Annotated in this window: 12 protein-coding genes and 1 tRNA gene; 1 reads left to right on the forward strand and 12 read right to left on the reverse strand. The window is 66.6% G+C overall.

The features are described 5' to 3' along the window. Window positions 1–114 precede the first annotated feature (114 nt). Window positions 115–570, forward strand: a complete 456-nt coding sequence (locus tag ACTXG9_RS03560) for a DUF4189 domain-containing protein (RefSeq protein WP_032953406.1) — start codon at window positions 115–117, stop codon at window positions 568–570. Between the two features lie 95 nt (window positions 571–665). Here the strand turns inward: ACTXG9_RS03560 and ACTXG9_RS03565 are convergent. The 12 genes from ACTXG9_RS03565 to folP form a co-directional block, all read right to left on the reverse strand. Further along, a tRNA-Ser gene (locus ACTXG9_RS03565) sits at window positions 666–758 on the reverse strand. 78 nt (window positions 759–836) lie between these two features. Then, complete coding sequence (gene csrA, locus ACTXG9_RS03570; protein ID WP_004152909.1) at window positions 837–1,040, reverse strand: carbon storage regulator CsrA; 204 nt, start codon at window positions 1,038–1,040, stop codon at window positions 837–839. 147 nt (window positions 1,041–1,187) lie between these two features. Then, complete coding sequence (gene alaS, locus ACTXG9_RS03575) at window positions 1,188–3,836, reverse strand: alanine--tRNA ligase (RefSeq protein ID WP_111104585.1); 2,649 nt, start codon at window positions 3,834–3,836, stop codon at window positions 1,188–1,190. Window positions 3,837–3,945: 109 nt separating this feature from the next. Further along, window positions 3,946–4,437 carry a recombination regulator RecX gene (gene recX, locus ACTXG9_RS03580; protein WP_021202260.1) on the reverse strand — a complete coding sequence of 164 codons (492 nt, stop codon included), beginning with the start codon at window positions 4,435–4,437 and terminating at the stop codon, window positions 3,946–3,948. Window positions 4,438–4,547: 110 nt separating this feature from the next. After that, the gene (gene recA / locus ACTXG9_RS03585; RefSeq protein ID WP_026346904.1) at window positions 4,548–5,585 is read right to left on the reverse strand and encodes a recombinase RecA; all 1,038 of its coding nucleotides are present in this window, start codon (window positions 5,583–5,585) and stop codon (window positions 4,548–4,550) included. 204 nt (window positions 5,586–5,789) lie between these two features. Beyond that, window positions 5,790–6,425, reverse strand: coding sequence for a transcriptional repressor LexA (lexA, locus tag ACTXG9_RS03590; protein ID WP_005412936.1), 636 nt, complete (start codon window positions 6,423–6,425; stop codon window positions 5,790–5,792). 209 nt (window positions 6,426–6,634) lie between these two features. Further along, window positions 6,635–8,317, reverse strand: a complete 1,683-nt coding sequence (gene ubiB, locus ACTXG9_RS03595; RefSeq protein WP_026346905.1) for a 2-polyprenylphenol 6-hydroxylase — start codon at window positions 8,315–8,317, stop codon at window positions 6,635–6,637. 34 nt (window positions 8,318–8,351) lie between these two features. Beyond that, window positions 8,352–8,846, reverse strand: coding sequence for a CinA family protein (locus ACTXG9_RS03600; RefSeq protein WP_005409020.1), 495 nt, complete (start codon window positions 8,844–8,846; stop codon window positions 8,352–8,354). A 118-nt stretch (window positions 8,847–8,964) separates the two neighbouring features. Then, complete coding sequence (hflX, locus tag ACTXG9_RS03605) at window positions 8,965–10,275, reverse strand: ribosome rescue GTPase HflX (RefSeq protein ID WP_005412934.1); 1,311 nt, start codon at window positions 10,273–10,275, stop codon at window positions 8,965–8,967. Window positions 10,276–10,289: 14 nt separating this feature from the next. Further along, on the reverse strand, window positions 10,290–10,565 hold the full coding sequence (hfq, locus tag ACTXG9_RS03610) for an RNA chaperone Hfq (RefSeq protein ID WP_004152891.1): 276 nt from the start codon (window positions 10,563–10,565) through the stop codon (window positions 10,290–10,292). 96 nt (window positions 10,566–10,661) lie between these two features. After that, window positions 10,662–11,615 carry a tRNA (adenosine(37)-N6)-dimethylallyltransferase MiaA gene (miaA, locus tag ACTXG9_RS03615; protein WP_021202262.1) on the reverse strand — a complete coding sequence of 318 codons (954 nt, stop codon included), beginning with the start codon at window positions 11,613–11,615 and terminating at the stop codon, window positions 10,662–10,664. Continuing rightward, complete coding sequence (folP, locus tag ACTXG9_RS03620; RefSeq protein WP_111104591.1) at window positions 11,615–12,511, reverse strand: dihydropteroate synthase; 897 nt, start codon at window positions 12,509–12,511, stop codon at window positions 11,615–11,617. The genes miaA and folP overlap by 1 nt, the downstream gene beginning before the upstream one ends. Window positions 12,512–12,690 lie beyond the last annotated feature (179 nt).

The following is a 12,690-nucleotide window of genomic DNA, read 5'->3' on the forward strand; positions in this document are numbered from 1 at the left end:
CGGTCAACCGATGGCGCCGCCCGCGGTTCGATGAACTGCGGGCTCGGCGTAGTGGCGGCAACGTTGCGCTTCAAACCCGGTCTGATCCACCATCAGCAGAAAATGGAGATGGGAATGAACTGGATGCGCCCCCTGTCACTTGGCCTGTTGCTGTGCCTGTCATCCGGCGCCAACGCGGCCTCCGCCATCGTCTACGACGACGATGGCCGCTACGGCTACGCCATGAACCACAGCACGCTGTCGGCTGCGATGCAGCGCGCACTGCAGCACTGCGCCGTTCGGTCCCGCAACTGCGCGCAGACTGCCACGACTACCGCGGTGGGATATTCGGCGATCGCTACCGGCACCGTCGCCATGGGCTTTGCACTTGGGGAAAAGACGGCGGACGCCGCACAACGCAAAGCGGAAAGAATGTGCAGGCAACGTGCCAATGACTGCACACTGGCAATTCTCTGGCGCGAAACGCCAAGCGGCATTGCGCCGCCCGCTCATCCGGGTCATGCGGTGCCGGAGCCCAGGCTCTATTCCTCGCCCGAAGTCGGGCAGGACGCGGCTGGCACCACCCACTAGGCCTGCACAACGCCCGTGCGGCGCGGCCGTGTGTTACCGCGTTGAACAAAGAAAAACGCCTGCAGATCGAGGATCTGCAGGCGCTTCTTTATATCTGGCGGAGTGAGAGGGATTCGAACCCTCGATAGAGCTTTTGACCCTATACTCCCTTAGCAGGGGAGCCCCTTCGGCCACTCGGGCATCACTCCGGGGTTTTCTCCGCATCTGGTGCGTTGCACCTCAGCGGGGCGTGAATCATAACGTTAATCGAGTGCGAAGGTAAAGCGTTATTCGGCAGAATTTTCGCTACCGGTGCCACCGGCTTCATCACCACGCTGGATGCGCTGATAGATCTCTTCGCGATGCACAGCGACGTCCTTCGGCGCGGTGATGCCGATACGCACCTGGTTACCCTTGACGCCAAGCACGGTGACGCTCACCGAGTCACCGATCATCAGGGTTTCGCCGACGCGGCGAGTCAGGATCAACATTTTTGTAAGTCTCCATGGAACCGTGTGGAAGGGTATCCCCCACCGGCTTGACGCTCCGTCAAGAAGCGCTACCACGACAAAGGGAAAAGATTCGCAATGGTACCGTCAGCCGTCCCGCTCCTACAAGGAGGGGGAAGGCCAGGTTCATCACAGGCGGGGGCTGACCCATTCGACGACCGCAGCCAGCGCGGTGGCAAGGGCGGGCCCGTCCTCGCCACCACCCTGGGCGAGGTCCGGGCGTCCGCCGCCCTTGCCCCCGATCTGACTGGCGATATGGGACAACAGTTCCCCGGCCTTGACCTTGCCCATTGCGCTGCCGTTCACACCCGCAACCAGGGCGGCCTTGCCGTCCTGGGCGCCGGCCAGCACGATCACCGCGTCGCCCAGCTGCTGCTTGAGGCGGTCCATGGCGTCACGCAGGGCCTTGGCGTCGAAGCCCTCCAGGCGGGCGGCCAGCACCTTCACGCCGGCAACCTCGACGGCCTGGCCGGACAGGTCGGCCGTGGCGCCGGCGGCGACCTTGGCCTTCACGGCCTCCAGTTCGCGCTCCAGCTGCTTCTGGCGCTGGCCGAGGGCACGGATCTTCTCGACCACGTCGGCGGCGCTGCCGCCGAGCAGTTCAGCGGCTTCGGCCAGGCGGGCCTCCTCGGCGTCCACGTAATCCAGGGCGCCCTGGCCGGTGACCGCCTCGATACGGCGCACGCCGGCCGAGACACCGCCCTCGGAGGTGATCTTGAACAGGCCGATGTCGCCGGTACGGTTGACGTGGGTACCACCGCACAGCTCAGTGGAGTAGTCACCCATCTTCAGCACGCGCACGTGCTCGCCGTACTTCTCGCCGAACAGGGCCATCGCGCCGAAGTCCAGCGCTTCCTGCATGCCCATGTTGTGGACTTCGGCCGCGTTGTTTGCGCGTACCTGCTGGTTGACCTTGCGCTCGATCAGCGCCAGTTCTTCCGCGCTGATCGGCTGGAAGTGCGAGAAGTCGAAACGCAGGCGGTCCGGCGCGACCAGCGAGCCCTTCTGCTGCACGTGGGTGCCCAGCACTTCGCGCAGGGCGGCATGCAGCAGGTGCGTTGCCGAGTGGTTGAGGATGGTGGCGCCGCGGCGCTCGCCATCGACCTGGCCGGACAGCACATCGCCCACTTTCAGGCCGCCGTCGGACAGGGTGCCGACGTGGCCATGGAACTGGCCAGCGAACTTCTGGGTGTCTTCCACCACCAGGCGCACGCCGTTGCCGGCAAGCACGCCCGTGTCACCGACCTGGCCGCCGGATTCGGCGTAGAACGGGGTCTGGTTGGTGATCACGATGACCGAATCACCGGCATCGGCCGACTGCACCGGACGGCCGTCCTTGAGCAGGGCCAGCACGCTCAGGCCGTCGGCCTGCAGGCGGTCATAGCCCAGGAACAGGGTCGGGCTGAGCGTTGCCACCAGCTCGGCCGGCAGGGTCACGCCGCCGCCGAACTTGCCGGCTGCGCGTGCGGTCTCGCGCTGCTGCTCCATTGCGGCGTCGAAGCCGGCGATGTCGACGGTCAGGTCGCGCTCGCGGGCGATGTCCTGGGTCAGGTCGAGCGGGAAACCGTAGGTGTCGTAAAGGCGGAAGGCGTCAACGCCCGGGATCACGCCGTTGCTGGCCTTGCCCGCCACGTCCTCGAAGATCTTCATGCCGGCATCGAGGGTTTCGGCGAAACGCTCTTCTTCGGCCTGCAGCGCACGGGTGACGGTGTCCACCGCCGCCGGCAGTTCCGGATAGGCCTCGCCCATCTGCTCGACCAGGGTCGGCACCAGCTTGCTGAAGAACGGCTGCCGCACGCCCAGCATCCAGCCGTGGCGCAGGGCGCGGCGGATGATACGGCGCAGCACGTAGCCACGGCCTTCGTTGGACGGCAGCACGCCATCGACGATCAGGAACGAACAGGCGCGGATGTGATCGGCGATCACGCGCAGCGACTTGTTTTCCAGGTCGGCGGTGCCGGTCAGCTCGGCGGCCTTGCGGATCAGCGCCTGGAACAGGTCGATCTCGTAGTTGGTGTGAACGTGCTGCAGGATCGCCGCCAGTCGCTCCAGGCCCATGCCGGTATCCACGCACGGCGCCGGCAGCGGCACCAGGGTGCCGTCGGGCTGGCGGTCGAACTGCATGAACACCAGGTTCCAGATTTCGATGAAGCGGTCGCCGTCTTCATCCGGCGAACCCGGGGGGCCACCGGCGATGTGGTCGCCGTGGTCATAGAAGATCTCGGTGCACGGGCCGCACGGACCGGTGTCGGCCATCTGCCAGAAGTTGTCCGAGGCGAACGGTGCGCCCTTGTTGTCGCCGATGCGCACAATGCGCTCTTCCGGCACACCGACCATGTCACGCCACAGTTCGTAGGCTTCGTCGTCGGTCTGGTACACGGTAACCAGCAGGCGCTCGGCCGGCAGCTTCCAGACCTGGGTCAGCAGCTCCCAGGCCCAGGCGATCGCGTCCTTCTTGAAGTAATCGCCGAACGACCAGTTGCCCAGCATCTCGAAGAAGGTGTGGTGGCGTGCGGTGTAGCCAACCTGGTCGAGATCGTTGTGCTTGCCGCCCGCGCGCAGGCAGCGCTGGACATCGGCCGCGCGCACGTAGCTGCGCTTTTCCGCGCCGAGGAACACGTCCTTGAACTGCACCATGCCGGAGTTGGTGAACAGCAGGGTCGGATCGTTGCCCGGCACCAGCGGCGCCGACGGCACGATGGTGTGGCCTTTGCCCTTGAAGAATTCAAGGAAATCGCTGCGGATCTGGGAAGTCGTGAATTTGGCGGATGCGTTCATTGGGGGCTGGCAGTCTGCGGGCCGGCGGACCCGGACCACCGGCCGCGTTGGCCAGGGTCGCGAGGGACCGCCGAAAACCTAAAGGGTATCAGGCCCGGCGCCGCCAGTCTCAGTCATCCGGGTCGTAGCGGGTCGCGCGGCGGATGCTGTCGCCGTCGAAGCCCCGTCGGGCCAGCAGATCGGCGGCCTTGCGCCGCTGCGCCAGGTCCTGCGGGCCGGCCTCGCCAAAGCGCCTGCGGACCAGATCGCGAGCATTTTCCTGCCAGTCGCCTTCGTAGCTGTCCATCGCTGCGGCAATCGCGGCACTGTCCAGGCCGTGGGTGCCAAGCTCGGCGCGGACATGGATCGGCCCATAGCCGGTGTTGGCGCGCATCCGCACCAGGTTCTCAGCGAAGCGGGTGTCGTCCTGCCAGCCGGCCTCGGTCAGCTTGGCGACAGCGGCCTGCGCGGCTTCGTCTTCAATGCCACGGGCGGTCAGCTTGCGGGTGAGTTCCTTGCGCGAGTGTTCGCGGCGGACCAGAAGGCCCAGCGCCCGCTGCACGGGAGTCTGCTCACGCGGTCGGCGCTTGCGGCCGGTCGGAATGTCTTCGGCGTCGGACATGGGTACTCCAAGGGTGGCGCCATCCGTGGCACCCAGCCCATCCATGGGCGATTCGAACCTGCGGGACAGGGCGACGTCACTGACGGCGCCGCCCTGCCCCACAGCAAGCCTTACTCGTCGTCGCCTTCGTCGTCACCATCCTCGCGGGCCGCTTCGGCCGGCTGGAACTTCTCGCGCAGTTCTGCCTCGAGCTTTGCAGCGACGGTCGGGTTGTCGCGCAGGTAGCCGCGGGCGTTGTCCTTGCCCTGGCCGATGCGTTCTTCACCGTAGCTGTACCAGGCGCCGGCCTTTTCGACCAGCTTGGCATCCACGCCCATGTCGATCAGTTCGCCCTCGCGGCTGATGCCTTCGCCGTACAGGATCTCAGTGATGACCTGCTTGAACGGAGGCGCCAGCTTGTTCTTGACCACCTTGATCTTGGTCTGGTTGCCGATGATCTCGTCACCCTTCTTGATCGCGCCGATACGGCGGATGTCCAGGCGGACCGAGGCATAGAACTTCAGCGCGTTGCCGCCCGTGGTGGTTTCCGGGCTCTGGCCCGGCATCATCACGCCGATCTTCATGCGCAGCTGGTTGATGAAGATCACCAGGGTGTTGGAGCGCTTGATGTTGCCGGTCAACTTGCGCAGCGCCTGGCTCATCAGGCGGGCCTGCAGACCCGGCAGCTGGTCACCCATCTCGCCTTCGATTTCGGCCTTCGGGGTCAGTGCGGCGACCGAGTCGACCACCAGGATGTCGACCGAGCCCGAACGGACCAGCATGTCGGCGATTTCCAGCGCCTGCTCACCGGTATCCGGCTGCGACAGCAGCAGGTCGTCCACGTTCACGCCCAGCTTGGCGGCATAGATCGGGTCCAGCGCGTGCTCGGCGTCGATGAAAGCTGCGGTACCGCCCATCTTCTGGCACTCGGCGATGGCCTGCAGGGTCAGGGTGGTCTTGCCCGAGGATTCCGGCCCGTAGATCTCAACGACACGGCCCTTCGGCAGACCGCCAATGCCCAGTGCGATGTCGAGCATCAGCGAACCGGTCGGGATGGCTTCGACGGGCTCGACCACGCGGTCACCCATGCGCATCACCGAGCCCTTGCCGAACTGCTTCTCGATCTGGCCCAGAGCAGCAGCCAAGGCGCGCTTCTTGTTCTCGTCCATCGTATTGGTCCTTGCAGAGGTCATGTCGTTGGGGGTGCTGTCTTTGGGGGTCTTCTTTGCCATGGGTTCACTTTAAGTCGGACGTATCGCACAGGCTGAGATTCTGCCCGGCGCTCTGAAAAGAATTATCGGACATCCGTACCAACCTCAGTGGAACCAGAGAATCGCCACAAAAGACCGCGGGGTAATGCGCTATGGAACGGGTCAACGGTTGGGCCGCAGCAGGCCGCAATAGAGGCCCTCGATCGCGAAATCCTGGTCCGGCAGCACCTCGATCGGCTTGTAATCGGGATTGCGCGGCAGCAGGCGGATGCGGTCCTTGGCGATCTTCAGCAGCTTGACGGTGATCTCGTCATCGATGCGGGCCACCACGATCTGCCCGGAATGGGCGTCGCGGGTGCGGTGCACACCGATCAGGTCACCGTCGAAGATGCCCTCGTCGATCATCGAATCGCCCTGCACCTTCAGCAGGTAGTCCGGCGCTGGCGAGAAGAACACCCGGTCCAGCACCACGAAATCGTCCGAGCCGATGTCGGCGCCGATCGGGAGGCCGGCCGCAACCCGGCCCAGCACCGGCAGGCGCAGCACACTGTCGGGCAGGCCCGGCTCGGCCAGCTTCTCGACCGGCGGCGCCTGCACCAGGCGGATGCCGCGGGCCTGGCCCGGGATGCGACGGATCGCACCGGCCTGCTCCAGGGCTTCCAGGTGGTACTGGGCCGCGCGCACGCCCTTGAAGCCGAACGCACGTGCGATTTCAGTCTGCGAGGGCGGTGCGCCTTCGCTCTCGATACGCTCGGCGATCAACTGCAGGATCGCCTGCTGGGTGTCGGTCAGGTCCATGGTTAGTAGTATTACTACTAACGCACACAACTGCAAGTGCCGGGTACGACAAACAGGTTATGGGGATCTGTAGTGCCGAGCCATGCTCGGCAGTTGGGCCAATGGCCGGGCGGCAAAGGCAAAAGCAAGAGCAGCCGACCAGCGGTCGGCCCTACAGGAGTCGCGCAGCGATTCCACGGTTCCGATGGGGAACCGCTGCGGCAAGCACACTATGTGTGCTTGCCGCTCCTCCATATGGAGAACAGGATCCACACACCACAGAAGCCGGCGCCGATGAAGCCGCACACGCCCAGCGCCAGCAGCCAGCGGCTGGAAACCCCGCCGACGCTGTGCATCACGATCGACGAGCCGATGATCAGGGCAGCCGTGATCACGCCTACCACCAGCCGGTTTGCCGCACGGTTCACCTGTTCGCCGAAGCCCTGCAGCGCGGTGGTTTCGACCTTCAGCTGCAGTCGTCCGCGGCGCGCCGCCTGCACCAGCTTGCGCAGGTCGCGCGGCAGCTCACCGGCGAAGTCGACCAGCCCCAGCAGGCTGCGGCGGCCACGCTTGAGCAGCGCCCTGGGCGCATAGCGCTGCAGCACTACCCGCTCCAGGAACGGGCGCGCGGCACTGGCCATGTCGAAATCCGGGTCGAGCTGGCGGCCCATTCCTTCCAGGGTCAGGAAGGCCTTGATCATCAGCGCCAGATCGGCCGGCAACGTCAGACTGTAGCTGCGCAGCAGCTGGGTGATATCGCCCAGCATCAGGCCGATACGCAGGTCCTTCAGCGGCACGCCGCGGTACTGGTCGACGAACTGGCTGATGTCGTGCTGCAGCCGGTTCTCGTCCACTTCCACGCCACCGGCCCAGTCCAGCAACACGTCGGCCACGCCCTGCGGGTCCTGCTCGACCAGCCCGTGCAGCAGCTGCGCGACCTGGAAGCGGCGCACCTCGGACAGCGCGCCGACCATGCCGAAATCGATCACGCCGATGCGGCCGTCGCGCAGGTAGATGATGTTGCCCGGGTGTGGATCCGCGTGGAAGCTCCCGTCCTCCAACACCATCTTCAACACGATGCCGGCGCCGCGCCGGGCCAGTTCGCGCCGGTCCAGCCCGGCCGCATCGACACCGGCAAGGTTACGGCCGGGAATGCCGTCGACGAAGTCCTGCACGTTCAGGCTTTCGCAGGTCCACTGCCAGTGCACGCTGGGGATCAGGATGTCGTCACGACCGCTGAAGTTGCGCGCGATGCGTTCGGCGTTACGGCATTCGGCGGCGAAATCCAGTTCGCGTCGCAGCGACACGGTGAACTGCTGCACGACCTCGGCCGGACGATAGCGGCGCAGGTCCGGCAGCCGCGCCTCGACAATCTCGGCCAGGCGGGCCAGCAGCCGCAGATCGGCCTCGACCACATCGCGGATGCCGGGCCGCCGGATTTTCAGCACCACCTCACGGCCATCGTGTAGCCGGGCGCGATGGGCCTGCGCCAGCGAGGCGGCGGCCATCGGGGTTTCATCGAGGAAGGCGAACACCTCCGTCGGCGAGGCGCCAAGGTCGGCTTCGAGCTGCTCGCGGATATCCGCGTACGGCAGCGCCGGCACCGCGTTCTGCAGTTCGGACAGTTCAGCGATCCATTCCGGCGGCAGCAGGTCAACGCGCGTCGCCAGCACCTGCCCGAGCTTGACGAAAGTGGGACCCAGATCCTGCATAGCGCTGCGCACACGCACCGGCGCGGTCATCCGCAGCAGTTCCTGGCGGTCCTCGTTCCAGTGCAGCAGGCGCCCTGCCCGCTCCAGCGTGGTGGCCAAGCCGATGCGCCGCACCACGTCGCCGAAGCCATAGCGGATCAGGACGACGGCGATTTCCTGCAGTCGGCCCAGGTCACGGACAGTACCCAGCGTCTCCCACATCATGCGTGCTCCGGACGATTACCGGAGCAGCATGTCACAGCTGGGCGTCGATACCGCGCAATGCCGCCGCCACGGTTTGCCGGCGGATGGCTTCGCGGTCGCCGTCGAACTGGAACAGCTCGGCGCGGGCATAGCCGCCACGGCGCTTCCAGCCAATCCAGACACTGCCGACCGGCTTGTCCGGGCTCCCGCCACCGGGGCCGGCAATGCCGGTCACCGCCACGGCGATGCCGGCACCGGAATTGACCAGCGCGCCGGAGACCATTTCCAGCACGGTTTCGCGGCTGACCGCACCGAACTGCTCCAGGGTCTGCGCGCGCACGCCGAGCAGGCGCTGCTTGGCTTCGTAGCTGTAGACCACCATGCCGCAGTCGAAGAACGCCGACGAGCCGGCAATGTCGGTCATGCACTTGGCGATCCAGCCACCACTGCAGCTTTCGGCGGTCACCAGCTGCAGCGAGGCCTGCTGCAGGCGCTGTCCGAGCGCGGCGGACTGGGCATTGAGATCGGCGTCGGTGGGGATGGACATCGGCATGACGGTGGGGTGAAGAACACGTTGTACCGCAGATGACAGGCGGATGTCGCGCCCCTCCGGCACGGTTGCGTTGCCGGCCAGCGGCCGGCACTACCGGGCACCGGTCGCTACCTCACCACTCCGGCAGTTTTTCCGGCAGCAGCGCGCGGATCGGGGCGCCATCGGCACTGGCGGCCAGCTTTTCGGCTTCGGCGATCGGCAGGTCGACCTGCAGCAGCCAACCATCCTCATCGGCCTGCTCGCTGCGGATCACCTCCAGCTGGTGCAGGCGCGCGCGCAGGCGGCCTGCATCCGGGGGAAGACGCAGTTCGCCGGTGACATGCTGCAGGCCCAGGCGCTTGCCCAGCACCGCCTGCAACAGCTCCAAGCCCTGACCGTCACGCGCGGAAATCCACACCCGCTCGCGACGCGATTCGTCCGGGATACCGTCCTGGCCGTCGTGGCGCACGTCGGCGCCGTCAATGCGGTCGATCTTGTTGAACACCAGCAGCTGCGGCAGATCGCCGGCACCGACTGCGGTCAGCACTTCGTCCACCTGGGCGATGCGCTCCTCGCGGTGCGGGTCGGCAGCATCGACCACGTGCAGCAGGAAATCGGCCTCGCGCGCCTCGGACAGGGTCGAGCGGAACGCAGCGACCAGGTCATGCGGCAGATCGCGGACGAAACCGACGGTATCGGCCAGCACCACGTTGCCGCCCGGCACCGCGATGCGGCGCACGGTCGGATCCAGCGTGGCGAACAGCTGGTCGGCGGCATAGGCCTCGGCGCCGGTCATGGCGTTGAACAGGGTCGACTTGCCGGCGTTGGTGTAGCCCACCAGTGCCACACGGGGCAGCTCGCTGCGCACACGCGCACGACGCATCTGGGTGCGCTGCACTTCCACCTTTTCCAGGCGCTTCTGCAACTGCTCGACCCGCTTCTGCAGCAGGCGGCGGTCGGTTTCCAGCTGGGTTTCACCCGGGCCGCGCAGGCCAATTGAACCACCGCGCTGGCGCTCCAGGTGGGTCCAGCCGCGCACCAGCCGCGTGGCCAGATGCCGCAGCTGCGCCAGCTCGACCTGCAGCTTGCCCTCGTGGCTGTGCGCACGCTGGGCGAAGATATCCAGGATCAGGCCGGTACGGTCGATCACCCGGCGCTCCAGGAACCGTTCCAGGTTGCGCTCCTGGCCCGGGCTCAACGCATGGTTGACCAGGATCAGGTCGGCACCGCTGGCGTCGGCCGCAGCCTTGATCTCGTCCAGCTTGCCGCTGCCGATCAGGGTCGACGGATTCGGTCGGTCCAGGCGCGCAGTGATCGTCGCGGCGATGCTGGCCCCAGCCGAGCGGGCCAGATCACCGAATTCTTCCAGCACATCGTCTTCCAGCTTGCCGAAATGGGGCTGGATCAACAGGGCGTGTTCGCCCTTTTTCGAGCGGTCAAACATTCACCGCTCCGGTCTTACTCGTCTGCTTCATCACCTGCCTGACCACCTTCACCGGACTGCACGTAACCACCGCCCGGACCGACCTTCACGTTACGTGCCGGAACGACCGTGGAAATGGCGTGCTTGTAGACCATCTGACTGACCGTGTTGCGCAGCAGGACCACGAACTGGTCGAACGACTCGATCGTGCCCTGCAGCTTGATGCCGTTGACCAGGTACACCGAAACCGGCACGCGCTCGCGCCGAAGTGCGTTCAAGAAAGGATCCTGCAGCGATTGCCCCTTGGACATTGCACACTCCTGATTATTGTTCTTATTGGGTTGCCGACGGTTGCCACGGCCCCCGAGCCGCCCGCCGACCGATGATGTTACACGGCTGGCGGGGGTTCAGCGTGCGACGAAGGTCGACACCGCGCCGGCCAGGCGCTCCCCATCGACATGGGGGTCGAACCAGCGCGCATCAAGCTCGCCGCGCAGCCAGGTCAGCTGGCGCTTGGCCAGCTGCCGGGTGGCGAAGATGGCCTTGTCCCGGAAACGGGCAGCATCGCCCTCCCCGTCCAGGTATTCCCAGGCCTGGCGATAGCCAACCGCGCGCACCGCGGGCAGGTCCAGCGGCGCCGCCACGGCGGTCATTTCCGGCATTGCACGCAATGCCCGCACCTCGTCCAGGAAGCCCTGCGCCAGCATGGCGTCGAAGCGCGCCTCGATGCGCTGGTGCAGTACCGCGCGGTCACGCGGGGCGAGGATCAGCTTGAGGGTGCGCACCGGCAACGGCGCGACGCCCGGCCGGCGCTGCCATTCACTGATCGGCGTGCCGGTGAGGCGATAGACCTCCAGCGCCCGCTGGATGCGTTGCGGGTCGGTGGCATGGATACGTGCGGCGGCGGCCGGGTCGACCTTGGCCAGCTCGGCGTGCAGTGCCGCCCAGCCCCGCTCGGCCGCCTCGGTGCTGAGTGCTTCGCGCATCACCGGGTCGGCCTCCGGCATCGGCGACAGGCCCTGCAGCAGGGCCCGGAAGTACAGCCCCGTGCCACCTGCCAGGATCGGCGTTTTGCCGCGTGCCACGATGTCGGCCACGACGCGGCCGGCATCGGCGGCGAACTCGGCCGCCGAATAGGTCTGCCACGGATCGCGCAGGTCCAGAAGATGGTGCGGCGCCTGCGCCCGCTCGGCCGCATCCGGCTTGGCCGAGCCGATATCCAGATGCCGATAGACCAGCGCCGAATCGACGCTGACGATCTCGCCATCCAGCTGCTTCGCAAGGGCGATCGCGGTGGCGGTCTTGCCACTGGCGGTCGGCCCCATCACGGCGATCGCCAGTGGCCGCCGGTCGATGTCCATCAGTCTTCGTCCGGCCAGCGGATCGTCGGCGTGGCATCGGCGCGCGGCGTTGGCACGGCCTCGACGGCCTGCCAGATCTTCAGTGCATCGACGGTGGCGGCCACGTCATGCACGCGCACGATGCGTGCGCCACGCTGCACCGCGATCAGGTGCGCAGCCAACGAGGCGGCCACGCGCTCGGACGGCGTGTCGCGACCGGTCAGTTCGCCCAGGCTGCGCTTGCGCGACAGGCCAGCCAGCATCGGCACGCCCAGCTCCAGGAACCGCTCGGAGCGTGCCAGCAGGGTCATGTTGTGGGCAGTGGTCTTGCCGAAACCGAAACCGAGATCGATCAGCAGGTTCTTCTTCGCAATGCCCGCCATCTCGGCAGCGAACAGGCGCTGGACCAGGAAGCCGTGGACCTCGGCGACCACATCGTCGTACTGCGGATCGGCCTGCATGTGGCCCGGCTCGCCCTGCATGTGCATCAGCACCACCGGCACGCCGGTTGCAGCGGCGGCGTCCAGCGCCCCTTGCTGACGCAGGCCGTAGATGTCATTGATCATGCCGGCGCCAGCCGCCACCGCCGCGCGCATCACTTCCGGCTTGAAGGTGTCGATGCTGATCGGCACCCGGGTGCGTGCGGCCAGCTGCTCGATCACCGGAATCACCCGGCGCAGCTCTTGTTCAATCGAGACCGGCGCGGCGCCCGGGCGGGTCGATTCGCCGCCGATGTCCAGCAGGTCCGCGCCCTCCTCGACCAGCTTGAGGCCATGGGCGACCGCGGCCTCGGTGGTGTCGTGCGCGCCGCCATCGGAGAACGAGTCCGGGGTGACGTTGACGATGCCCATGACCCGGGCACGGTCGAGGCGCAGGATGCGGCCGGCGCAATCGAGCTGGGGCGAGGTATCGAACATGGGCAATCCTGCTGGGACAACGGCAGGTAGTTTAGTTCGGCAGGGCGGTGCCCTGCACCCGCAGAGGCCAGAGCGACAGCAACAGCCGGAGCAACAGCGGGTTCACTGAAGAATGGCGGGGTGGGTCCGGTTGCGGGGGCCGCTGCAAGTACGTCCATGTAAGCTCGGTCGCCGCTTGC

Source organism: Stenotrophomonas maltophilia group sp. LNF247, assembly GCF_054083135.1.